General features: G+C 58.9%; 20 protein-coding genes, 3 tRNA genes and 1 pseudogene. 12 read left to right on the forward strand and 12 right to left on the reverse strand.

Translation table 11 applies throughout. The features are described 5' to 3' along the window. Nucleotides 1–132 precede the first annotated feature (132 nt). The 5 genes from ETW24_RS20120 to tsaD are packed head-to-tail and all read right to left on the reverse strand — an operon-like array spanning nt 133 to nt 3,327. Complete coding sequence (locus ETW24_RS20120) at nt 133–528, reverse strand: DUF1761 domain-containing protein (protein WP_129372693.1); 396 nt, start codon at nt 526–528, stop codon at nt 133–135. Nucleotides 529–574: 46 nt separating this feature from the next. Then, complete coding sequence (locus ETW24_RS20125; RefSeq protein WP_129372694.1) at nt 575–997, reverse strand: EVE domain-containing protein; 423 nt, start codon at nt 995–997, stop codon at nt 575–577. Then, nucleotides 997–1,269 carry a YciI family protein gene (locus ETW24_RS20130; protein ID WP_027256944.1) on the reverse strand — a complete coding sequence of 91 codons (273 nt, stop codon included), beginning with the start codon at nt 1,267–1,269 and terminating at the stop codon, nt 997–999. Before ETW24_RS20130 ends, ETW24_RS20125 begins: the two co-directional genes overlap by 1 nt. A gap of 1 nt (nt 1,270) precedes the next feature. Further along, nucleotides 1,271–2,233 (reverse strand): NAD(P)H-dependent glycerol-3-phosphate dehydrogenase, encoded by a 963-nt coding sequence (locus ETW24_RS20135; RefSeq protein ID WP_129372695.1) that lies wholly within the window; start codon nt 2,231–2,233, stop codon nt 1,271–1,273. Further along, nucleotides 2,230–3,327: a tRNA (adenosine(37)-N6)-threonylcarbamoyltransferase complex transferase subunit TsaD gene (gene tsaD, locus ETW24_RS20140; protein WP_129372696.1), complete on the reverse strand. Its 1,098-nt coding sequence runs from the start codon at nt 3,325–3,327 to the stop codon at nt 2,230–2,232. Before tsaD ends, ETW24_RS20135 begins: the two co-directional genes overlap by 4 nt. Before the next feature lie 88 nt (nt 3,328–3,415). Here tsaD and ETW24_RS20145 point away from each other — a divergent pair, with 88 nt between their 5' ends. From ETW24_RS20145 to ETW24_RS20155, 3 genes are read left to right on the forward strand one after another with little or no spacing between them, the layout of a single operon-like run. Further along, nucleotides 3,416–4,126: a uroporphyrinogen-III synthase gene (locus ETW24_RS20145; protein ID WP_254695657.1), complete on the forward strand. Its 711-nt coding sequence runs from the start codon at nt 3,416–3,418 to the stop codon at nt 4,124–4,126. A gap of 51 nt (nt 4,127–4,177) precedes the next feature. Then, complete coding sequence (locus tag ETW24_RS20150) at nt 4,178–5,497, forward strand: hypothetical protein (RefSeq protein WP_129372698.1); 1,320 nt, start codon at nt 4,178–4,180, stop codon at nt 5,495–5,497. Nucleotides 5,498–5,507: 10 nt separating this feature from the next. Beyond that, the gene (locus tag ETW24_RS20155) at nt 5,508–6,983 is read left to right on the forward strand and encodes a heme biosynthesis protein HemY (RefSeq protein WP_129372699.1); all 1,476 of its coding nucleotides are present in this window, start codon (nt 5,508–5,510) and stop codon (nt 6,981–6,983) included. Nucleotides 6,984–7,125: 142 nt separating this feature from the next. Here ETW24_RS20155 and ETW24_RS20160 read toward each other — a convergent pair. Together ETW24_RS20160 and ETW24_RS20170 are read right to left on the reverse strand one after the other, a co-directional pair. Further along, nucleotides 7,126–7,212, reverse strand: a tRNA-Leu gene (locus ETW24_RS20160). A 579-nt stretch (nt 7,213–7,791) separates the two neighbouring features. Continuing rightward, nucleotides 7,792–8,811: an IS110 family transposase gene (locus ETW24_RS20170; protein WP_129372700.1), complete on the reverse strand. Its 1,020-nt coding sequence runs from the start codon at nt 8,809–8,811 to the stop codon at nt 7,792–7,794. Nucleotides 8,812–8,984: 173 nt separating this feature from the next. Here ETW24_RS20170 and ETW24_RS20175 point away from each other — a divergent pair. After that, nucleotides 8,985–9,569: pseudogene (locus ETW24_RS20175) on the forward strand (transposase); the annotation flags it as partial. Between the two features lie 68 nt (nt 9,570–9,637). On the opposite strand, the gene ETW24_RS20180 reads toward ETW24_RS20175, so the two are convergent. Then, nucleotides 9,638–9,713 (reverse strand) — tRNA-Thr (locus ETW24_RS20180). A 38-nt stretch (nt 9,714–9,751) separates the two neighbouring features. Further along, entirely contained in the window at nt 9,752–10,804 is a 1,053-nt protein-coding gene (locus tag ETW24_RS20185) for an AraC family transcriptional regulator (protein ID WP_129372701.1), read from the reverse strand. 125 nt (nt 10,805–10,929) lie between these two features. Here ETW24_RS20185 and ETW24_RS20190 point away from each other — a divergent pair, with 125 nt between their 5' ends. Both ETW24_RS20190 and ETW24_RS20195 read left to right on the forward strand, forming a co-directional pair. Then, nucleotides 10,930–11,373, forward strand: coding sequence for a cupin domain-containing protein (locus ETW24_RS20190; RefSeq protein WP_129372702.1), 444 nt, complete (start codon nt 10,930–10,932; stop codon nt 11,371–11,373). Between the two features lie 11 nt (nt 11,374–11,384). Then, the gene (locus ETW24_RS20195) at nt 11,385–12,872 is read left to right on the forward strand and encodes a flavin-containing monooxygenase (protein ID WP_129372703.1); all 1,488 of its coding nucleotides are present in this window, start codon (nt 11,385–11,387) and stop codon (nt 12,870–12,872) included. Nucleotides 12,873–12,968: 96 nt separating this feature from the next. Here ETW24_RS20195 and ETW24_RS20200 read toward each other — a convergent pair. Next, nucleotides 12,969–13,055 (reverse strand) — tRNA-Leu (locus ETW24_RS20200). A gap of 217 nt (nt 13,056–13,272) precedes the next feature. On the opposite strand from ETW24_RS20200, the gene hemN reads away from it, so the two are divergent. Next, entirely contained in the window at nt 13,273–14,628 is a 1,356-nt protein-coding gene (hemN, locus tag ETW24_RS20205; RefSeq protein WP_129372704.1) for an oxygen-independent coproporphyrinogen III oxidase, read from the forward strand. A 325-nt stretch (nt 14,629–14,953) separates the two neighbouring features. Here the strand turns inward: hemN and ETW24_RS20210 are convergent, their stop codons facing one another. Both ETW24_RS20210 and nirK read right to left on the reverse strand, forming a co-directional pair. After that, complete coding sequence (locus tag ETW24_RS20210) at nt 14,954–15,745, reverse strand: formylglycine-generating enzyme family protein (protein WP_129372705.1); 792 nt, start codon at nt 15,743–15,745, stop codon at nt 14,954–14,956. 77 nt (nt 15,746–15,822) lie between these two features. Next, nucleotides 15,823–16,947, reverse strand: a complete 1,125-nt coding sequence (gene nirK, locus ETW24_RS20215; protein WP_129372706.1) for a copper-containing nitrite reductase — start codon at nt 16,945–16,947, stop codon at nt 15,823–15,825. 305 nt (nt 16,948–17,252) lie between these two features. Between nirK and ETW24_RS20220 the strand changes: the two genes are divergently transcribed. The 5 genes from ETW24_RS20220 (at nt 17,253) to ETW24_RS20240 (ending at nt 23,130) form a co-directional block, all read left to right on the forward strand. Beyond that, entirely contained in the window at nt 17,253–18,089 is an 837-nt protein-coding gene (locus tag ETW24_RS20220) for a flagellar motor protein MotB (protein WP_129372707.1), read from the forward strand. A gap of 124 nt (nt 18,090–18,213) precedes the next feature. Beyond that, the gene (locus ETW24_RS20225) at nt 18,214–19,521 is read left to right on the forward strand and encodes a flagellar hook protein FlgE (RefSeq protein WP_129372708.1); all 1,308 of its coding nucleotides are present in this window, start codon (nt 18,214–18,216) and stop codon (nt 19,519–19,521) included. A 46-nt stretch (nt 19,522–19,567) separates the two neighbouring features. Further along, nucleotides 19,568–21,016, forward strand: a complete 1,449-nt coding sequence (flgK, locus tag ETW24_RS20230; protein ID WP_129372709.1) for a flagellar hook-associated protein FlgK — start codon at nt 19,568–19,570, stop codon at nt 21,014–21,016. A 3-nt stretch (nt 21,017–21,019) separates the two neighbouring features. Next, the gene (locus ETW24_RS20235) at nt 21,020–22,024 is read left to right on the forward strand and encodes a flagellin (RefSeq protein WP_129372710.1); all 1,005 of its coding nucleotides are present in this window, start codon (nt 21,020–21,022) and stop codon (nt 22,022–22,024) included. Next, nucleotides 22,024–23,130, forward strand: a complete 1,107-nt coding sequence (locus tag ETW24_RS20240) for a flagellar basal body P-ring protein FlgI (RefSeq protein WP_129372711.1) — start codon at nt 22,024–22,026, stop codon at nt 23,128–23,130. Before ETW24_RS20235 ends, ETW24_RS20240 begins: the two co-directional genes overlap by 1 nt. Nucleotides 23,131–23,391: the final 261 nt, after the last annotated feature.

Consider the following 23,391-nt stretch of genomic DNA (forward strand, 5'->3'; position numbering starts at 1 on the left):
TTCAAAGAGCTACATATAAGACACCGGCCAGGACGGCCAGGTACCAGATTTTCAAACGCGTGTGGTGGATAGTGGAGCACGCGGGGTGGAAGGGAAGGTCCTGATTGTCCTCAGGTCCTTCCCTTTTTCAATTCAGAACAGGCTCAGCACCAAGCCAGCAATTGCGCAGGCCAGCGTCGCATAGCCGCCATCAATCAGCGTCAGCTTCACCGGCCGCATCCCATACATGTTGTTCAAGGCAATCCAGGGGCTGATGAAGAACAGTCCGACACCTGCACCGCCAATCAGGCCCGCGCCCAGGGTTTCGATGCCGGACAGGGTGAATACATGGCGCATCATGCCAACAACGATCAGCTGCAAGAGAAAAGCCATCGCAAAAATCATCGGGCTCTGACCGCCCTTCGGTTTTCCGTCTTCATCACATTCAACACCAGCGGCCTCGACCCATGGTTTGGCGAGGGCGCCGTAATATCCTGCCCCCAGCGCAAATGCTGCCGCAGCCGCCGCGATCACACTTATGAATTCCATGCTGTTCTCCTCAATGGTTTCAGCCATTTAGGAACAGATTGGCAGATCAGCTGGGATCTGTCTCCCCCAGCGCGCAGATGGTGGCCCATTCCGCGCCGCTCACCGGCTGCACAGACAGGCGGGAGTTCTTGACCAATACCATTTCTTCCAGCTGCGGGTCGGACTTAATCTGGTCCAATGAAACCGGCTTAGCAAAAGGCCGCACCGCTTTGATGTCGACGCACTCCCAGCGGTCGTCTTCGGTGGTGCTGTCAGGATGGGCCTCGGCGCAGACCTCAACAATGCCGACCACGGATTTTTCTTTCTGCGAATGATAGAAAAAACCGCGGTCGCCGATCTTCATTTCGCGCATGAAATTGCGCGCCTGGTAATTGCGCACGCCGTCCCATTCTTCACCCGCATCCCCTTTGGAGACCTGGTTGTCCCAGCCCCAGGTAGAGGGTTCGGATTTGAACAGCCAGTAGCGCATCAGCCGATGACCTTTTTCCAGGTGATCAATTCCACAGCTTCAAACAGGCCGGCCTTGTTGTATGGGTCGCTTGCCGCCCATGCCTCGCCTGCAGCCATGTCTTCGACATCCAGAATAACCAGGGAACCGGCCATATTGCCATCCTGATCCAGCAGCGGACCTGCCTGCGCTACGGCACCGGTGTCGTTGATATAGGCCAGATGGGCGTCGCGGTTGTCGAGACGGGTCTGCAAGTGGCCGGGCTTGTCACGGGCAATCAATGCGATGAGCATTTTATTCCTCTTTTAGTGGTCTTTTAAGCAAATGTGCCGCTGCTTCGCTGATCGTCAAGCGCTGATCGAGCAAATTGGTTACCGTGAGCGTGACCGGCATGTCCAAATTCATCCTCTGCGCCTGCTCCGCGACCGCCCGCGCGGTGGCTGCCCCTTCGACCGTGATGGTGGAGTCGAAATCCTCCTCCCGGCCAATGGAAAGCCCCAGGCGGTAGTTTCGGGACAGGTCGGAACTGCAGGTCAATGTCAGATCACCAAAGCCCGAAAGCCCGGCCAGAGTTTCAGATTTTGCACCGCTGGCCAGCGCCAGGCGTTGCATTTCAGCATACCCGCGCGTCATCAGCGCGGCGCGGGCACTGTCGCCCAACCCGGCCCCGATGACCGCTCCGCAGGCAATTGCCATCACGTTTTTCAAAGCGCCGCCGATTTCTGCGCCAATGGTGTCCGTCGTGCGGTAGAGCCGCAAGTTGGCGGTGGTCAGTTGCTCCTGCAGTGCCTTGCCCTGCGCTGGGTCGTTGCAGGCAAGGGTTAGAGCGGTTGGCAGCCCGCGCGCAATATCCGCGGCAAAGCTCGGCCCCGTCAGCAGCGCTGCGCTGACATTCGGGAGAACTTCCTGGATGACCGCCACCGGGCCGAGGCCAGAGTCCAGCTCGATCCCCTTGCAGCAAGCGACAAGTGTCTTTCCAGTCAAGTGATCCTTGTGCTGTTCCAAGGCGCCGCGCAGCGTTTGCATCGGTACCGCCAGCAGCAGGACACCGGACTCGCAGGCTTTCCCGATGTTGGATGTGATCAAAAGGTTCTTGGGCAGTTCAACGCCTGGCAGCCGGGTGCCGTTGCGGCGGCTGTCCTGCATTGCCTGAGCTTTCATCGCGTTGCGCGCCCACAGGGTTACCGGTCCATTGCCTGCCAGTGAGATTGCCAAAGCTGTGCCGAAGGCGCCGGATCCCAGTACAGAAATGCTCATGCCTTGGCTCCCTTTCGGCCCGATCCGATCAGTGCCGGGCTGCTTTGATCCAGTGGCCAGCGGGGGCGGGCGGTCAGGTCCAGCCCGTCGCGGGCGCCCGCCTTGAACCGTTCCAGCCCGGCATAGGCGATCATCGCGGCGTTATCAGTGCACAGCTGCAGCGGCGGAGCGGTAAAGGCGGCGCCTGCCTCGGCGCAAACAGTCTCTAATGCGGCGCGAATGGCGGTATTGGCTGCAACGCCGCCGGCAACGGCCACGGTTGGTTGCGCAGGATGCTCTTCCAGATACAGGCGGATAGCGCGGCGGGTTTTTTCGGCCAATGTGTCGACTACAGCGGCCTGGAAACCGGCGCACAGATCGGCCCGGTTCTGCCGGGTAAGGCCGCCTTTTTCCGACGCGATTTGGTCACGCATCCGCATCAATGCAGTTTTCAGGCCTGAAAAGGACAAGTTGCAATCCGGCCGGTCCAGCAAGGGGCGGGGAAAGCGGTAGCGCTTGGGATCGCCGTTTTCAGCCTCTGCCTGCACGGCGGGTCCGCCCGGTTGCGGCAGGCCCAGCAGGCGGGCGGTCTTGTCAAATGCTTCGCCCGGGGCGTCGTCTATGGTGCCGCCGAGGCGGGTGAAATCCTCAGGCCCGCGCACCAGCAAGTATTGGCAGTGCCCGCCAGAGACCAGCAGCATCAGGTAAGGGTAGGCAATCCCGTCTGTCAGCCGCGGCGTCAATGCATGGCCTGCCAGATGGTTCACGCCCACCAGCGGCAGGCCGGTGGCGGCAGCAATCCCCTTGGCGCACATGACGCCTGACATCACTCCGCCGATCAGCCCGGGGCCGGCCGTCACGGCGACCGCATCAATGTCTTTCAAGGTCAGCCCGGCGCCAGCCAGAGCATCCAGCACGCAAATGTCTAGTTTCTCGGCGTGGGCACGGGCAGCAATCTCAGGCACCACGCCGCCAAAGGCACTGTGCAGCTCGGCCTGGCCGAACACGACCGAAGACAGAACCTCGGGCTGGGCGCCCTCCGATTGCCGCACCACCGCGGCGGCGGTATCGTCACAGCTGCTCTCCAGCCCCAGAATTGTCAGGGTCTTTGTCATGGCCTTACCGTTGCATCGCTTTGCCGCCGGGGCTACCACCTAAGCGGATTGCAAACAATCCCGGGAGCCCGCGATGGTGCCTTTGCTGATGACACGCCCGCTGGCGGCGGCAGAGCGGTTTGTGGCCGGGCTGCCCCAAGAAGCCCGTGCCGGGCTGCAAGTGATATATGCGCCGCTGATGCAGATCCGGCTAATACAGGCGCAGATCAGCCTGGGCAGAATGAAAGGCGTGATCTTCACTTCGGCTAACGGGGTGGAAGCCGCTTCACGTGAAACTGCGGCGCGCCTGCCGGCTTTTTGTGTCGGTGAGCGCACGGCCAAGGCTGCGGCAGAGGCCGGCTGGCAGGCGGTGAGCCTGGGGCAATGCGCGGATGAATTGGTCGAAAGAATGCTGCAACAGCCGCCGGAAGCACCGCTGTTGCATCTCCGGGGCGCCCATGCGCGGGGCGGGATTGCGCGGCGGCTTACTGATGGCGGTATCCCCTGCCGTGCGCAAACCGTGTATGATCAGGTTCTTCTATCGTTGTCAGAGGAGGCGCAGGCGGTGCTTTCTGCGCAGAAAGATGTGATCGTGCCGCTTTTCTCTCCCAGAACGGCGAGTCATTTTGCCAGTCAATGCGGGGATGCTGCGCATTTGCACCTGATTGCGCTGAGCCAGGCTGTTGCAGAACCATTGAAAAGCTTGAATTGCAAGGTGTTGCGCGTAAGTAAGGAACCTGATGCCCAAGCCATGGCAGAGGCTGTCTTTGATGCCGCAGCCCAGCTGTCCCGGCTTGAGGGCAAGGGGCGCGCAGAGTAGTGTCCGGCGTGTTCGCAGGAATGTATTTTAGGAATCGAGGGGGAGGCCGGCGTGGCTGACAAGAAAAATCCGGAAGACGTGATTGAGCCTGGCCCCGGTGAATCCCAACCGGTTGAAGGCACCGCTGAAGCGCTTCAACAGGATGTGATTGACGAAAGCGCCGCCGAAACGGTTGACGATTCTCAGGATACGGAGTTCGCAGTTTCCGAGACCGAGACCGAGACCGAGACCGAGACCGAGACCGAGACCGAGACCGAGACCGAGACCGAGACCGAGACCGAAATTGCGGCTTCTGACTGGGAGGCGGCTCCGGAAGAAAAGGCCGCCTTTGAAACTGTGGAGCCAGTTGCTCACGCAGAGCCGCCCCGCGAAATCGAACGGGTGGTAGAGAAGCGCGGTGGATTCGGCTCAGCTGTGCTGGGTGGCGTCGTGGCTGCGGTCATTGGGTTTGTCGTCGGCCAGGGCGGCTGGCTTGATAGCGTTCTGCCGGCTTCATTGCAAAACCGGGGCACAGATTTGACGGCTCTGGAAACCGGCCAGTCGGACCTGCAGGCGTCTTTGGCCGCGCTGAAGCAGCAGGTTGAGGCCAGCCAGCCCCCGGACATATCGCCCCTTACTGCGCAGGTCCAAGCTCTTGCCGCCGACATCGAACCGCTGAAAACCGCGCAGGCCCCGGATGCGGTGCTGCGTGCGGATCTGGAGACTTTGACCGCCCGCGTTGCCGCGCTGGAAACCCGGCCGCTGGAAGGCGCCTCGCCCGAAGCTGTCGCTGCGTTTGAAGCTGAGCTGGGCAAGCTGCAAGACAGCTTGGCTGCGCAGCGTTCCGAAGTCGAACAGATGCTGGCAGACGCCCAGGCTATGGACGCGGCAAGTGCTGACGCCGCGCGGATTGCCAGCGCCCAGACGCAGCTGGCGCAGCTGCGTTCTGCCTTGGACACCGGTAACAGCTATGCGGCCAGCGTGCAGGAGCTTGCCACCCTCGGCGTTGATGTTCCGGCAGCCTTGTCCGGTCCTGCGGAGAGCGGAGTAGCCTCGCTGTCTGCCTTGCGGGACGGGTTCGCCCCGGCTGCCCGCGAGGCGCTGGCCTCTGCCCGCGAGGAGACAAAGGACGGCAGCGGCCTGCTGGATTACGTGAACCGCCATCTGGGTGCCCGCTCTGTCACTCCGAGGGACGGGGACGATACGGATGCGGTCCTGTCCCGCGCCGAAGCGGCTGTGGCCGCGGGCAAGCTGCAGGAAGCATTGGCAGAACTTTCTGCCCTGTCCGCCACTGCCCGCGCTGCCCTGTCCAGCTGGGAAGCCGCTGCAAATGCGCGGGTGGCAGCCGTGACTGCCGCCACTGATCTGGCCCAAAGCCTGCAAGCCAAATAAGGAAGCCGCCATGCTCTGGTCGTTGTTGAAGATCCTCGTTTTCGTCGCGATTATCGCGCTTCTGGCATTTGGCGCGGGTCTGCTGATGGAAACTGCCGGCGGGGTGCAGATCACCGTAGCCGGCACTGAATATACTCTGAGTGCGCTGCAATCGGTGATTGCGCTGGGCGTACTGGTCTTTGGAGTCTGGCTATTCCTTAAGCTGCTGTCGCTTCTGGTTGCCACGCTGCATTTTTTGAATGGTGATGAAACCGCCTTGTCACGGTATTGGGACAAGGGGCGCGAGCGCAAAGGCTATCAGGCGCTGGCCGATGGTCTGATGGCGCTTGCCTCAGGCGAGGGGCGTCTGGCGCTGGCCAAGGCGGCGCGGGCCGAGAAATACCTGCAAAAACCGGATCTGACGGATCTGCTGGTGGCACAGGCCGCGGAGATGAGCGGCGACACTCGCAAAGCGGCCGAAGCCTATAAGCGGCTGCTGTCGAACCAGCCGACCCGCTTTGTCGGTGTGCGCGGGATCATGAAGCAGAAGCTGTCCGAAGGCGACACGGAGACAGCCCTCCAGCTGGCCGAGAAAGCACTGGCTCTGCGTCCCAAACATGAGGAAGTGCAGGATACGCTTTTACGTCTGCAAGCCCAGGCCGAGGATTGGGCCGGTGCCCGCAAGACACTGTCCACCAAGCTCAAGACCGGCACCCTGCCGCGCGATCTATTCAAACGCCGTGATGCGGTGCTGGCGCTGTCGGCCTCCAAGGGAATCCTGGACGAAGGCGCGACGGTCGAGCAGCAGGAGCAGGCAATCGAAGCCAACCGATTGTCGCCGGATCTCGTGCCTGCCGCGGCAATGGCCGCCCGTGCATATATCGCCAAGGGCAAGAAACGCCCGGCGGCCCGGCTGTTGAAAAAGACCTGGGAAACCCAGCCGCATCCCGATCTGGCCCATGCTTTTGCAGAAATCGAGCCGGAGGAAAGCGCCGCCGAGCGCGTCAAACGTTTTGATCAGCTGGCCCGGCTCAAACCGCAGGATGACGAGACCCGGCTGATGATGGCCGAACTGAACATTGTCGCCGAAGACTTCCCCGAAGCCCGCCGCTGGCTGAATGATCTGGCCGAGCGTGCACCCGACGCCCGCGGGTTGACGCTGATGGCTGCGATTGAGCGCGGCGAAGGTGCCGGTGACAAGGTTGTTCAGGGCTGGCTGGCCAAGGCACTGACCTCTCCGCGCGGGCCGCAATGGGTCTGTGATAGCTGCAACCATATTCACGCGGAATGGGCGCCGGTTTGCGAGCATTGCGCCAGCTTTGACACCCTCTCCTGGAAGCGGCCGGAAACACCGGAAGTTGCCAGCCTTGCAGCAGCACATATGCTGCCGCTGATTACTGGCGCGCCGGAAGAAAAGGCCTCGGAGGCTGTGGAAGAGGCTGAGGTTCTGGAATCCGGTCAGGAACCAGTGTCTGAGTCCCAGGAGCAGATCAAAGAGCCTAATTGAGACAGCATATATAGCAAGGAATGGCGGGATTTCCTGCCGTTCCTTTAGCTCTCAGTGATGGGCGGCCATCAGCCTGCAGAAACAAGCAAACCCGAGGAAGCGGCGAGTTCCGGGCTGGAACGAAGTGCATTTTTTCGGGGGATGGTGCCCAGGAGAGGACTCGAACCTCCACGTCCTTACGAACACTAGCACCTGAAGCTAGCGCGTCTACCAATTCCGCCACCTGGGCAGGTGTCGTGGGACCGGCGTATAAGCGGAGTCGCAGGCAGCGTCAAACAAAAATGGACCGGCCTGCCTGGCAAAACCCGGACTTCAATAATCACGACCGTATATTGCACAAGTTAAGACGAAGTGGCCGTGGAATTCCGCCAGTTCCTAAGGCGGATCGGCTTGTGAGCAAGGCCATCATGATGGCAAGAAACATACACAGTATGAGGCCTGGCCCTGGCTGTTGAAGGGGCTTGTCATCAGCCGGCCCAAGCAGGTGTGTGACGCCGGTACTGAATGCATTGCAATGCGGCACGCGCGGACGCAGCGGAAACCTCGCAGTAGCGGCGAACGGCATGTGTGGATGGTCCCTGCATAGCAAGACATTTTTGAGGTGATTTGCGCCATTGTCAGAAGCAGTCATGTGTCCGGCCTGTTTGCGCGGCTTCGGCCGCTGGCCCTGAAGGGTTCCGTAAACCAGGTCCCTATCAGCAATGCGGGCTATTGTGCCCGTGCCGTTCGGCGGGGTGTCCTGGTTTTTACGGCTGACTTTTGCACCATCACTTCGTAGGTCTTGCTATCTCGCTGTTATCAGGCCCTTTCAGAGGGTTCTCGGCATGTATGGCTTGTTCTTTGTCAAAACCGCCCAGACGATCCTTGCGGTCTTGTTCGCCATGGCGACAGTTGCCAAGCGCGCAGGCTTGCGTTCCAAAAGTGCGGCGAGCCATTTGTTCGCCCGTTCTGGGTGGGATTTTGTCTGCCTGACCAGAGAGGTCATTCCTACTACAAGCAGTTGGCGCAGATATTGGTCGCCCATCTTCGTGATCCGACCCAATCGTTCCTTTCCTCCGCTCGATCGATTGGCCGGCGTCAAACCAAGCCACGCCGCAAACTCGCGACCGTTCTTGAATTGGTGCCCGCTGCCGATACTCGCAGCGATCGCAGAGGCCGTAACCACGCCAACGCCCGGAATGGTCTGCAATAGACTGACGCGGGCATCGCGTTTGCCTTCAACTCTCAGACGGGCTTCATACCGGCGCACCTGTCCGTGCAGAACTTGCAGCTGCCCGCACAGATTATGGACCACGTCTTGCGCGATCTCGGGCAGGCCCGGTTCGGCACGCGCCAGCACGCCCTGCGCAAAACTGAGGAGCCGTGTGAGGCCTCTGGCGATGTAGACGCCGAACTCTGCCAGCATGCTGCGCAAGGCGTTGACCAACTGTGTGCGTTGACGAACCATGAGATTGCGCGCTCGATGCAGAGATAGCAGCGCCTGCTGGTCGACCGATTTAATCTCTACAAACCGCATCGTGGGACGAGTAACTGCTTCGCAGATTGCTTCGGCATCGATAGCGTCTGACTTTCCAAGCTTCACATAGGGTTTAACGTACCTGGGCGGGATCAGCCGAACCTCATGGCCCAGCCTGGTTAACTCACGCGCCCAGTAATGACTTGTGGAGCAGGCTTCCATGCCGACAAGCCAAGGATCAAGTCGCGCGAAGAACGGCAGCGCCTGAGCCCGGCGTAAAGGCCGGTTAAAAGCGACCTCGTCACATTCCGTGATCCCGTGAACCTGAAAAATGTTCTTGGCGAGATCGACTCCGATTGTTGCAACTTGCATTGGGTGGCTCCTCTCGTAAGCAGGCAATCACACCTGCACTATGGCGCCTTACGACGCCGGTTGGAGCAGGGGTCATCCACCCCATCAGCAGGGTCTGGATTTCGTTGAAAAACTCCTCCTTGATTGGGGGATCATCGCTGCTTCAATCTTCGTGCTGGCAGGAGGATTGTGCGATGATGGGACCGAAGCAGGAAGCACAAACTGCGCTGTTTTATGAGTTCTCGTTGGAGGGTCATGTTCCTCAAAACCACCTGCTGCGTTCGATTGATCGCTTTGACGGTCTGAGCAGTATCCGTGCGCATTTGGCAGATTTCTACAACCATACAGGCCGCCCCTCTATTGATCCAGAACTGTTGATCCGCATGCTGTTGGTTGGTTACTGCTTCGGCATTCGCTCTGAACGGCGCCTTTGTGAAGAAGTGCATTTGAATCTGGCATATCGCTGATTTTTCCGCCAGGATCCGACCGGTAACATTCCGGATCATTCGACCTTCTCCAAGAACCGCCATGGTCGCTTCCGGGAAGGCGGTCTGCTGCACCATGTATTTGAAACGACGGTCGCGCGCTGCATGGGCGAAGGGCTCGCCGGCGGTCAGGGTTTTGCGGTGGATGCGAGCTTGATCACTACAGACGTTCAGAAGCAGAACTCCAGCCATCCCGAAGATTGGGAGGCCCGAGCGGCTGATCCCAAAGATGCGCCTCGCGCGGTGCGCGAATATCTCGACTCTCATGCCGATGCCGCTTTTGCTTCAGCCGCCAACGACCAGCAGAGGCAAGGCTTCTGACGAGAATGGCAGAACTATCTGGGCTTTTCAGGAGGGTTTTTTGGTGCCGGTGATAGGACTCGAACCTACGACCCCATCATTACGAATGACGTGCTCTACCAGCTGAGCTACACCGGCGCCGTTTTCTGCCTGTAGCGGAAAACAATGCTGCCCGTTTAAACGCTGCTTGAATACCGCGCAAGTGGGGAACCTGCGGGTTTTTCTGGTTTTCCCCGTACAGCGCAGGTAGTGCTGGGCAGCTCGCCAAACCGGTCGCGGTAGTGCTGGGAAAACCGACCTAAGTGAGAAAAGCCGCAGTCATATGCAATGCTGCTGACCGGCGTTTCAGGAGGCCGGGACAACAGAAGATAGCGAGCCAGATCCAGCCGTAAATCGCGCAGGTACGCCACCGGCGTCAAACCAAAAGTCTGACGGAATCCGGTTTGCAGGCTGCGGATACTGCATCCTGCTGCGGCGGCTATTTCTAAAACGGTTACAGGATCTCCTGCATGCGTGTGAATGAAGTCCCGTGCACGGCGGATCTGATGGCTGCTGCCGGCCGCTGTCCGCGGTGACAGAAGATGGCAGATGTTGCTTTGCTGATAGGTCAGGAAGCCCAGGATCAGCTGCTCTTCGATCAAGCTTTGCTGCAGGCGGCTCCAGGTGCCGAACCCTGCCTGCGCGTCAGTGGCGTGGACACAGGCGGCAAATTGACGTGCCCAACGGTGCAATGGCCCTTTTGAGACGGGAACGGCTGTGTTGAAAATCACCGCTTCGGCCAGAGTAAGCCCGGCAGCGCGTTCCGCGATTTCATGCAAAGCTTTCCGGTCGATCTGCATAAGCAGCATCCGGCAATCGGAATGCCAGGTCATCCGGGTGGCCCGTGTCGGGTTCAGCACAGTGGCAACGCGGCAGTCCGAAACCTCGGTTTCTGCTCCGTTGGCCACTTGCGCATGGCCGCTGACCGGTACCTGCACCAGATAGAAATCCTGCAGCTCACCGGGGTCGATCTGCACGGTGGATCCATAGCTGAGGTAATTTAGAGAGAGGTGCTGTCCGCAGACGTGGTTGTGGCGGGTACCAAAGCCACGGGCCAGCCCCGCCGGTTCCAGCCGGTGATCGCAGAATTTTTGCGCGACAAGCGAGCGGGCCTCATCAATGTCGCGGCTGTGGAATTGCCGCCACGCGCGCAAGGGCTCGCGCCTGGTTGATGCCTGTTGCGTAGTCATTGGCGCAGCCTAACACGGTTACCCGGTCAGGCAATCATGGCAGGCTGCGCTATTTTGCGCATTTTGGATAATCCTTTTGCGGAGCCGCCCCTAGGCTGCTGGGAGGAGAAAAATGGGAGGAAAGCATGGCATTGGATCGGGGAATTACCAAGGCGGCCGAGGGGCTGGAGGGCCTGTCCTGGAACGTAGTTGGCCACACCTACACCCCCAAGCTGCACAGCGAAAACGCGTTCATCTGGCACGCGCTGATCCCGGACGGCACATTTGTGCCGCCGCATATTCATCCTGCGCAGGATGAGTGGATCACCCTGTTGGAGGGTGCGCTGGAGGTGGAATTCGGCGGTGATGTTTTTCGGGCCGGGCCGGGCGACACTGTGCGGATGCCGATGGGAGTGGCGCATGGCATCTTTAACCGTTCGGGCGCTGCGGCCTCTTGTGTTTTTGGGGTAGCTCCGTCGCGCAAGCTGTTCGATTTGTTTTGTGCGCTGGACGGCGTGACCGACCCGGAAGAACTGGTGCGGATCTCGGCGCTGCATGAGGTCGACTTCCTGCCGCCTCCGGCGGAATGAGGGAGCGGAACATGGTAAAGCGCAAAACGGTTGCCGTGATCGGCGGCGGAATAAGCGGTCTGGCTGCAGCCAAAGCCTTTGCGGAAAAGGGGCATCAGGTTCTGGGGTTTGAACGCAGCCATGACCTGGGTGGAGTATGGGAGCCATCGCGCTCCTATCCTGGGGTGCAGACGCAGTCGCCCAAGGAACTTTATTGCTATACCGACCACCCGATGCCGCAGGAGTACCCTGAATGGCCCAAGGGGCCGCAGGTGCATGCCTATCTGCATTCTTACGCTCACAAGCACGATCTGCACCGGCATTTTCGGTTGAACGCCGCTGTACAGGAGATGGACCGGCGCCCGGACGGGCGGCCGGGCTGGCGGCTGGTGGTCGAGACGGACGGCGAAACCCGCGTGCAGGACGTGGATTTCGCTGTCGTCTGCACAGGCCAGTTTTCGGAGAAGAACATCCTTAGCCATCCCGGGCAGGAAGATTTTACGGCGCAAGGCGGGGATGTTATGCATTCCTCGGAGTACCTCGACCCTGGCCATGCGCGCGGTAAGCGGGTGGTGGTGCTGGGCGGCTCAAAGTCCGCCACCGATGTGGCGGTGAATGCAGTGCAGAATGGTGCGCGGCAGGTGCATCTGGTCTACCGGCAGAATGTCTGGCGGATTCCTTACTTCGTCGGCGGCATCAATTTCAAGAAGCTGCTGTATATGCGGGCCCAAGAGGCACAGTTCAACGGTTGGGGCCGCAGCTGGCTGCACAAGGCAATCTATAGCCTGGCGAAACCGTTGATCTGGGTCAATTTCCGTGGGTTAGAGACGCTTTTGAAGCTGCAACTGGGGCTGAAGAAGTGGGATATGGTGCCCGATGTGCCGATCGAACAGGATGTATCCTGTTCGGTTCCGATTGTGACGCCGGGTCTGTTTGAGGGATTCAAAAGCGGCTCGATCATTCCGCGGCGCACAACGATTTCGCGGTATGAGGGCGATGAGGTGGCGCTGGAAAACGGCGATAGAATCGGCGCTGACCTGGTGATCTCGGCGGTGGGCTGGAAGCTGGGCATCCCCTATCTGGCCCAGCGGCATCTGGACAAGCTGATCGAGGCTGATGGCCAGTACCGGACCTACCGGCTGTCGGTGAACCCGGACTTGCCGGAGATGGGCTTTGTCGGTTTCAACTCCAGCTTTTGCACGATTCTATCGGCGGAGCTGGTGGCGAATTGGCTGGTCCGCTTTGCTGACGGCAAGCTGGAGAAACAGCCCTCGCGGGCAGAGATGGAGGACAACATCCAAATGATGCTTGATTGGCGCCGCAAGGAACGGCCTGCCGCGCAGATCTATGGCGGACTGTGCTCGGCACCGTTCCATTTCAAGCATTTTGACGAACTGCTGATGGATATGGGGGCGGCGCAGTGGAAGCGCTCCAACCCGCTGGTTGAGCAATTTGCACCACCGGATGCCAGCGCTTATGGCCGGTTTCTGGCGACGGCACCGCAATACACGGCGGCCTGAAATCTGCCCTTGTGCCTGCTGGAAACGGCGGGCGCATTCACGCTTAAGCAAATGGCTATCTGCAACTGCGAAGTGCAGAGTTTTTTCTTCGGGGAATGGTGCCCAGGAGAGGACTCGAACCTCCACGTCCTTACGAACACTAGCACCTGAAGCTAGCGCGTCTACCAATTCCGCCACCTGGGCAGGTGTCGTGAGACCGGCGTATAAGGCGGTTTGCCGGGGGCGTCAAACGGAAAATGCACGTGGACGCCGGATTTCTGAAGGAATCACAGATATATGTTTTTTAGGTTTTAAATCATCGTGTTGAAGAAACGACTCTGGCGCGGCAACAGACGTCAAAACAACGTCTGATTTGATCCTGCGCAAAGTGGAGGTGATTGAAAAGGGGCATACCAAAGTCATGAAACAGATTGACCGCCTCCAAGCCCTTGGGCTGTTCGACAGCCGGGTGCCCCGCTACACATCCTACCCAACCGCGCCGGTGTTTACAGCAGCCGTCGGCGCCGCGGATCAGGCCCGCGAATTGCAGGCGCTGGATCCGGGTGTGCCGGTTTCCGTTTATTTGCATATACCGTTTTGCGAGCGTCTGTGCTGGTTTTGCGCCTGCCGCACACAAGGTACTCAGACGCTGAGCCCGGTGGAAAGCTACATTGGCACGCTGGAGCAAGAGCTGAAACAGGTGGCGCCTTTGCTGCCAAAAGGGTTGCGGATGGGGCGGATGCATTGGGGCGGCGGAACGCCGACCATTCTGCCGCCCGTTTTGATCCACCGGCTGGCGCAAGCGGTGAAGGCAGTGTTTCCGCAAACCGAAGACTGGGAGTTCTCAGTGGAGATCGACCCCACAATGGTCGACCGCGACAAAATAGCAGCGCTGGCGGCAGAGGGCATGAACCGCGCCAGCATCGGCATTCAGGATTTTGATCCGCTGGTGCAGCAGGCAATTGGCCGCGAACAGCCGTTTGACGTGACCAAGGCCTGTGTCGAGGATCTGCGCGCGGCGGGGATCACCTCGTTGAACGCTGATCTGGTCTATGGCCTGCCGCATCAGACCCAGGCACGGATGGCGGACACGGTGGAAAAAGTGCTGAGTCTGGCTCCCGACCGGCTGGCGTTATTTGGGTATGCGCATGTGCCTTGGGTTGCAAAGCGGCAGAAGCTGATCAAGGAGGAGACGCTGCCGGACGATCTGGCGCGATACCATCTGGCCGGCCTGGCAGCTGAAAAATTCGCCGCGGCGGGTTTTGCCGCCATTGGCATCGACCATTTTGCCAAGCCCGGCGACGGGCTGGAGGCAGCAGCCCGCACCGGACATCTGCGCCGCAATTTTCAGGGTTACACCGATGACACCTGCCCGACGCTGATTGGATTCGGCGCATCGTCGATTTCCCGTTTTGCCGGCGGCTATATCCAGAACGCAGCTGCCACGCCTGCGTATGTGCAAAGGGTCGAGGCAGGGCATTTGACTGGCGCCCGTGGCCATGTGATGAGCGATGAAGACTTGCTCCGCGGCCGTGCTATCGAGATGCTGATGTGCGAGTTCCGGCTGAACCGGGCAGAGCTGAAGCAGCGTTTCGGAAGCCTTGCAGCGATGCTGGATGCGGAACTGGCACAGATCGCGGCGCGGTTCGGCGATCTGGTGCACTTGGATGATGCGGCACTGACGATCCTGGCCCAAGGCCGGCCGCTGACCCGGATCATCGCAAGCTGCTTTGATGCCCATGTGCCTGAAGGGGTGCGCTACAGCCGGGCCTCTTGATCCAAAAGCCGGGCGCTCCCGCCTGTTACAGGGCCTCTTTCCAGAGGCCCCCCACAGTTGGGCGTGGCGCTGTGCTGGGGCACAGCGCGGCCTTCCCTATCAATGCAATTCGATTGCCGGCACCGGGGCTATGCGCTGCGCCCGGGCGCGGGTTCAATCTAGGCGGGAATTGAACATCAAAACAGGAAAATCCGTTCAAAGCAGATTGGTCCTTGAACGGTTTCGCAACAGAAGGCGCAGCGCAGCTGCCGGGCCCAAGGCTATAAAGGGGCTCCGGTGCATCCGGGGCTCCTGCGGGCGCGGGAGACCCCCTTCTGCTTAGCAGTCAGCCGTCCTTGACCAGCCGGAACCCCAGGTAATCCGGTGGCAATCCGACCGCGCAGCCGCCCACACTGGCGTCGCGTATGAAGTCGATCACTACGGCCCGGTGCCGGCCGCCGGTAATGCGTGCGCTGCAATATGGATCGCCATATGCGAGGCTGCCATCTTTGCGCAACTCGCCGTTCTGCATGCAGCCGGCAGTCCATTCCCAGATGTTGCCGCCCAGACCGCTGAGGCCGTGGCTGTTGGTTCCGGGTTCGGTTTTGGGATCCTGCGCCGGTCCTGGCAGGCCGCGCAGTGTCACCCCGCGGGCGTATTGGCGCAGCCAGCGTTGGGCCGGGTCGGTGCTATCCGTCTCAACCGAAGCGTCGCCAAAGATTTCAGCTGCAGCCAGTTGCCATTCCGCCTCATCCGGCAACCGCCACGGCTGGCCGGTCTTCTTTGAATACCATTGCGCGTAGGCGGTGGCGTCATGCCAGCTGACGTGTGTTTGCGGCCGGCTGCCATCTGCCGGGTTTGCATCTGCCCGCTTGCAGCCGCCGTCCGCCACGCAGGCGTCATATTCGGCATGCGAGACCTGATGTTTCATGATCTCGAATGCTGCCACTTGCCGCATCTGTTCCGGCGGCACCACGCTTTTGCCACCTTGGTGGAAATTGCCGATCGGCCGGTAACGGATTGTGGCCGCGGCAATGACGGCGGTTTCGGCATGCGTCGCCGGTTCCGGGGCGTATAGCCAAAGACCGGGAATGCTGATCGCGGCGGCCAGCGCAGCAGTGATTAGTTCGAATTTCATGGGTATGCTCCCAAGAAAACAAAAAATGGGCGGCCGCGTAATGCAGCCGCCCTTGAGAGATCACACCAGGCCCAAGCTTAGGAGCCGGAGTATTCGGTCGGGGCGACCACCTGTTCCATCAGGTCGTTATTCCATTCGCCTTCGACCACCACATGCGCGGTTGCGCCAAGGTTCACCGCCTCGATCAAGTTGTGGTTCACATAAGCGTAGACGCCCGGTTGCAGGAATTCATAGAGCGCAGCCCCGGCGGAGCCGCCGCGGATGAACCAGGTTTCCAGGTCGCGGTCCGGTACGTTGTTGAACTTGCCGGCCTCCCAGACCAGGTCGCCGTGGCCGCCGATCAGGTGCGGGCGGCTGTCGCGGTTGGCTTGGCTGTGGATGAACAGCACTTTCTCGCCCTGTTTGGCCTTCAGCGCGGTTTCACCGGTCAGCGCACCAACTGCGCCGTTGAACACCACGTGGCTGGGGATAAGCCCGTTCATGACTTCAAGGGTATCAGGGTAGCTTTCGCCTACATCCTCGTACCGCAGGTAGTCGCCGTTTTCGTCCTTGGGAATGTAGAACTCGTTTTCGCCAATATAGTAGACGCGGTCGTATCTGACTGGATCGCCATTGTGGTCTGAAAGCCCGTTTCGCGGCAGAACCATGATTGAGCCGGCCATGCCTGCCACGACGTGCCATGGGATCATCGGACCGCCCGGCGCACAGTGATAGACAAAGGTGCCGGGGCGGGTGGCCTTAAAGCGCAGCACGGTCTTCTCACCCGGGTTGACCAGGGTCAGCGCGCCGCCGCCCAGGGCGCCGGTGGCCGCATGGAAGTCGATATTATGCTGCAGCATGTTTTCCGGCGGGTTGATCAGGGTAAGCTCCACATAGTCGCCTTCATGGACAACCATCAGCGGCCCCGGAATGGAGCCATTGAAGGTCATGCCTTGCAGATAGGCGCCCTGATCGACTTCAATCTCCTTCTCGACGATCTTCATCTCGAATTCGACAATGCGCGGCGCACCCGGAGCCACCTGCTCGTGCTCATGCACGAAGGGCGGGGCAACCAGTTCGCGCTTGATACGCTGCAGGCTGGACAGGTCCGCCGGTGCAGCGGCCTCGTGGACAGTGGTGCCTTCAGCCTTGGCGGCTTTGGCGAGTACGGGCAGCGCTGCTACACCGGCTGCTCCCATCAATGCGGCTCTGCGGGTCAGCATAGTGTTCTCCTTTTTGTGTCTCATGTGCCGTGTTGAGGAGACTCTAGCGCTGGGCGCGCTTGGGCTGGTTGCTCTTGATCAACCTTTGATAAGATTGTTCGATGCCAAGATAAGTGGATTTTAAGATGCAGCAATTCCTGCCGGGGCTTTGCCATAGTGTTGCGGGCAACTTCCGCAAATGAACCGCCTGGTCTTGGCGGAAATTGCCGTGCGGAGGCACAGAACTGCCGGCAAGTTTAATTGTTAAGCCCAGTTTAACGCGCCGCCTGTTATCCCGGGGATGGGTGAAAATAGTGGTGGTGGATATGAGCGCACAAAGCAATGTGGCGCCCATTATCATCAAGAAGAAAAAATCAGGTGGTGGCGATGGCCATCACGGTGGCGCGTGGAAAGTGGCTTATGCCGACTTCGTGACCGCGATGATGGCCTTCTTTATGCTGATGTGGCTGCTGAACGCGACGACGGAAAAACAACGCAAGGGTCTGGCGGATTACTTCTCGCCGTCAATTCCGCTAAGCCGGGTCTCCGGCGGCGGCAATGGTGCGTTTCAGGGTGACAGCATGTTCACCGAGGAAATTCAGCCGCAATCGGGCACCGGGGCAACGGACATTAACCCTATGGATGCCCAGCAGGCGCAGGGGGATACCGGAGTCGAGACCGACGAGAAGCGCGAGGAAGAAGACTCCAAGTTCCGCGCAATCGAAGAACAATTGTCTGGACGTGGCGGCGAGAGCATGGTGACGGTTGCGATGGCCCGCCACATTGTGACCCGGGTCACTGACGAAGGGCTGATCATCGAACTTTTTGCCACAGAAGACATGCCGCTGTTCAAAGAGGATGCTGCTGAGCCTACGCCGTTGTTCCGCGATCTGGTCAGGATGATTGCCCGGGTGTCGGAAAATGTTACCAGCAATGTAGCCATCGGTGGCCACATCCGGTCCCATCCGGTTGTGCTGGCAAAGAATCCGGTTTGGGAGCTGTCCCACGACAGAGCCGACAAAACACGGACGCTGCTCGAATCAGGCGGACTGGCAGCAGGCCGGATTCACCGGGTGACCGGCCATGCCGACCGCAAGCTGGCGGTCGGAAACCCGATGGCAGCCCGTAATGACCGGATCGAAATCATCCTTTTACGCGAATAAGCCACTGAAAACATTGCGACAGGCGGCTAGCAGATAAGTCATATTTTATCTGTTAGCCGCCCGTTAATCGCTCCTGCGCTAGCTGTTGCATCCAGAATGATTAGATGCAGCAGAAAGGCGCGCTATGACCATTTCTTCGTCGCTGAACGCGGGTGTTTCAGGATTGAGCGCCAACGCCAGCCGGTTGGCTTCCATTTCCGATAACATCGCCAATTCCTCGACCCGGGGGTACAAACGGGTTGAAACAGATTTCCATTCCATGGTCCTGTCGAATTCAGGAGGCACCTATTCGGCTGGTGGTGTCCGCACCACCAATGTCCGCCTGATTGATGAGCGCGGCCCGCTGGTATCGACCAACAATGCCACTGATCTCGCCGTGCGCGGAAGAGGCATGCTGCCCGTGGCCTCGATCACTGAAGTGGAGGCTGGCGGCGACCCGTTAATGATGCTGACCACGACCGGGTCTTTCCGTACAGATTCCAATGGATACCTGACGACAGAATCGGGCCTGGTGCTGATGGGCTGGCCGGCGCTGGCTGATGGTACAGTGCCGGATGCGGCACGCGATACATCTGATGCGTTGGAACCGATCCATGTCGACCTGAACCGGCTATCTGCGGAACCAACAACAGAAATCAGCCTGACTGCCAACCTGCCCGCAGATGAGACAGATGTTGGAGCGTCAGGCGATCCCGTAGAACAGGTTGTTTTGTATTATGACAACATGGGCAATGCCGAAGAACTAACCATTACCTACACGCCCAATGTTGCGACACTGCCGGCAACGTCTGGCACCAATGAATGGACGATGGAGATTGTTGATTCGGCAACAGGGGCGGCCAATATCGGGGAATACACGCTGACTTTCGATGACAGCAGTACCACGGGCGGTTCTCTTGCGAGCGTGGCAACTGTTACCGGCGGTGCATACGATGGCGCCGCAGGGTCAGTGACAATTAACGTTGCGGGCGGGCCGGTCGAAATTAACATTGGCACCATCGGCGGCAACACCGGTATGAGCCAGCTCGGTGATGAATTCGTTCCAGGCACCACTGAAAAAGACGGCAATCCCGTTGGTTCCTTTGTCTCGGTTGAGATCAACGAGAGCGGTGAAGTCATAGCAGAATATGACTCTGGCGATACCAAGGTGATCTACAAGGTTCCTTTGGCAGATGTTTCCAACGTCAACGGTATGCGGGCATTGGATTCGCAAACTTACATGCCGACTGATGAGTCCGGGGATTTCTACCTTTGGGATGCCGGCGACGGGCCGACGGGTGAAATTCTGGGTTATGCCCAGGAAGAATCCGCTGTGGATGTGGCGACCGAACTGACGGATATGATCCAGACCCAGCGCGCCTATTCGTCCAACGCCAAGGTCATCCAGACGGTTGACGAAATGCTGCAGGAAACCACCAACATCAAGCGCTAATGCGCTTGATGCCCCCTGACATTGGCTTCACGAAAGCAGGCTGAACATGTCTATTTATTCCGCCCTGAACAGCGCGATGAGCGGGCTGACCGCGGCCAGCCGGTCCTCGCAAGTGGTTTCGGAAAACCTGGCCAACGCTTTGACACCTGGTTACTCGCGCCGGGTGTTGGATCTGAACAGCCCTGGAGCGGGTGTTCCCGGTGTCCGGGTCGGGCATGTTCAGCGCATCAACGACCCGGTTCTGATCACTAACCGCAGAGTTGCTGAGGCAGACTACGGCGCGTCCAGGATCCAGTCTGATTTCTACGGCCGGATGTCCGATCTGGTTGGCACAGTTGACGACGAGATGTCACTGGCCTCGCACCTATCGGATTTCGAGTCTTCATTGATTGAGGCAGTCTCTCGCCCGGATTCACAGCCCAGGCTGAATGATTTGGCCGTGAAGGCGAATTCGCTGGCCGACTCGATTTCCCGCACGGCTGAAGGGTTGCGGGATCTGAGGATCAACGCTGACAATGCGATCGGCTCTCAGGTTGAAACCGTGAACCAGGCGCTGAAGGAAATCGAAAAACTGAATGCCCGTATTATGGTCGTCGAAGCCGGTGGCATGGATGCAGTGGCGATGCATGACCAGCGGGATCAACTGGTTGATCAGGTTAACGAAATCATTCCAGTCAATGTCGTCCGGCGCGGTAATGGCCAATTGACGCTCTACTCAACCGGTGGGGTTATGTTGTTGGATGGCAAAGCGTCGGAGCTGAGCTTTACTCCGTCGCGGGATATCCTTCCGCACATGACACTGGGCAATGCACTGATTTCCGGCCTTGAGGTCAATGGCAAGGTGATTGACACCAGCCCGGACGGGCCACTTCGGGGTGGCATGCTTACAGCCCAGTTCGAAATCCGGGATGTAACAGCTGTGGAAGCGCAAGAGGATCTTGACACAATGGCCGCTGATCTGATCGAGCGGTTTCAGGATCCTGCACTGGATGCCACCATTGGCGTCGCCGACGCCGGCATCTTCACGGATGATGGCGGTTTCTATGACCCGGCAAACTTCGTCGGTATCTCTAACCGCATTGAATTGAATGATCTGGTGGCCTTGGATGGCACCGGAGAAACATGGCGGTTCCGCGACGGCCTATATGCAGCGGGTCAAGGTGATCCAGGTGATTCCAGCTTGCTGCAGGCTTACTCCGACACGTTGAACACCACCCGGACGGTATCTTCTGTCGGGCTAGGCACAGCGAACATGACAGCCTCGACGCTGAGTGCAAACCTGTTGTCGCGGTTCGCCCAGGACAATGAAACAGCGTCACGCGCATCGACCTTTGCGGCGGCCAGTTTCAACGAATTGAGCCAAGCGGAACTGGGGCTTGGCGTTGATACGGATGCTGAATTGCAGAACCTGTTGCTGGTGGAAAAGTTCTACCAGGCCAATGCCCGGGTGATCAGCGTTGTCGACGAACTTATGGATACACTATTGAGGATCTGACGCATGATTTTGAATTCCTATGGTGATATGGCGCAGCACCTCTTTCTCCGCAGCCGCAATGCGGAATTGCAGCAGAATATAACCACGCTCTCCGAAGAGTTTGCTACCGGAAAATCGTCCAACCTGACCGAGCGTCTGGGCGGTGACTATACCTATCTGGCGGATCTCGAAAACTCCTTGAACCGGCTCGACAGCTATATGGTCGCCAATAGCGAAGTGCAGCTGTTTGCCACCACGACCCAAGGCAGCCTTGATAAGGTTCAGAGCCAGGTGCAAGCGATGCGGAATGACATCCTGACACTGTCACCTGCTATTGACGTGGAAAATGCAGAGCAGTTTGGAAGCCAAGCGAAGCAAAGAATATCCAGTGCAATCAACCTGCTGAATTCATCTGTTGGCGGGCGGACAATCTTTGCAGGCACTGCGACGGATACCAAGCCGCTTAATGACACCGGCACCCTTATGAGTTCCATCCTCACTGAGGTCTCCGGATTGACGACAAGCAATGACATTATTCAAGCCGTGAAGGACTGGTTTGATGATCCAGCTGGCTTCGACACTGTCATGTACAGCGGTTCCACTACATCGCTGCAGCCTGTCACCGTGGGCGAGGGTGAACAGGTTACACTGGGCATCCGCGCTGATGACGACAACCTAAAACATGCGTTGCAGAGCTACGTCATTACAGCTTTGGCAAATGAACCCAGTCTCGGTTTGACGGACGATGTGAAAATTGACCTGGTCCGCCAGGCCAGCAGCGAACTTACGGATAGCGTGGACAATCTGATCCAGTTGCAAGCGGATGTCGGCTTTATCGAAGGCCAGCTTGAAGCGGTGAACACCCGCAATGAAGCTTCGAAAACCAGCTTGAGCATTGTCAAAAACAACCTGGTCTCAGCTGATCCTTATGAAACCTATACACGGTTGGAAGAAGCGCAAACACAGCTTGAAGGTCTTTATACAATCACTTCGCGCAGCTCGCAGCTCTCATTGTTGAACTATCTCTGATGCTGGTATTTCTTCGCCTCTTTTTCACTTGCCTGTTCCTGCTGCCCGCAGTGGCGCAGGCAAATACCATCCGTCTCAAGGACCTGGTCGAATTTGATGGCGTCCGCGGCAACGATCTGGTCGGTTACGGCCTGGTCGTCGGCTTGGACGGCACCGGTGACGGGCTGCGGAATTCGCCATTTACCGAAGAAATCATGTCCAACATACTGGAGCGGCTAGGTGTCAATGTGACCGGTGAGCAGTTCCGGCCAAAAAACGTTGCTGCAGTCTTTGTAACCGCCACACTGCCGCCTTTTGCCCGGGTTGGAAGCACCATTGATGTAACAGTGTCAGCTATCGGTGATTCCAAGAGCCTCCTGGGCGGCACCCTGATCATGACACCGCTCAATGCTGCGGACGGGCAGATTTATGCCGTCTCCCAAGGTACAATTCTGGCGGGTGGAGCGGTTGCCGAAGGTAACGCGGCCACGGTAACCCAAGGGGTGCCAACGGCTGGTGTGATCCCTTCGGGCGCCCGGGTCGAACGTGAGATCGGCTTTGATCTGTCTTCTCTTAGCTCCATGCGTCTGGCCCTGCGGGAGCCGGATTTCACTACTGCTGGCCGGATTGAACGGGCGATCAACGATGAGTTTGGCCGCAACGTTGCCCTGATGCGGGATTCCGGAACTGTCGAGATCGATATCAAGCGAACAAATACCCGTTCGACGGCTCACGCCGTGGGCCGGATCGAGAATATCCTGGTTGAACCTCAGCGCAAGGCGCGGGTTGTGGTGGATCAGCGTTCCGGTACGATTGTGATGGGCAGCGACGTGCGGATTTCCCGTGTTGCTGTGGCTCAAGGAAACCTCACTTTGCGGATCGAAGAGACGCCGCTGGTGGTGCAGCCCAATCCCTTCGCAAATGGCGAATCGGTTGTTGTTCCACGCACAGGTGCAGCTATTGAGGAAGAAGAGGGCGTCCAACTTGCCGAAGTGCCGGAGACGACTTCGCTGTCCGAAGTCGTGGCAGGTTTGAATGCCTTGGGCGTGTCGCCGCGGGACATGATCGATATCCTCAAAAGCCTGAAAGCGGCCGGCGCATTGCATGCAGAATTTGTCGTCCGTTAGGCCGGTTAAAGCGGACTAGTGAAGAGCCCTGGCTTTGCTTGCAAAAGCCAGGGCTTTTTTTGTGTATCGCGACATGCCGGCGGGACGTAGAATGTTTAACAAGCCCCCAAACTCATGCATGGTTTCGCTTGGGCGGGGATGTTCTCACATCCGCTCGAATTTCGCGGCCCGTGCAACTTGAAAGTTGCAAGAACTAAATACCAAGTCCTGGCCTTGGCGCCGCAGAAGGCGAGGTTAGTTGTGACAATTACAAGGGGTTGC

The sequence above is a fragment of the Leisingera sp. NJS204 genome (assembly GCF_004123675.1).
GTDB lineage: Bacteria > Pseudomonadota > Alphaproteobacteria > Rhodobacterales > Rhodobacteraceae > Leisingera.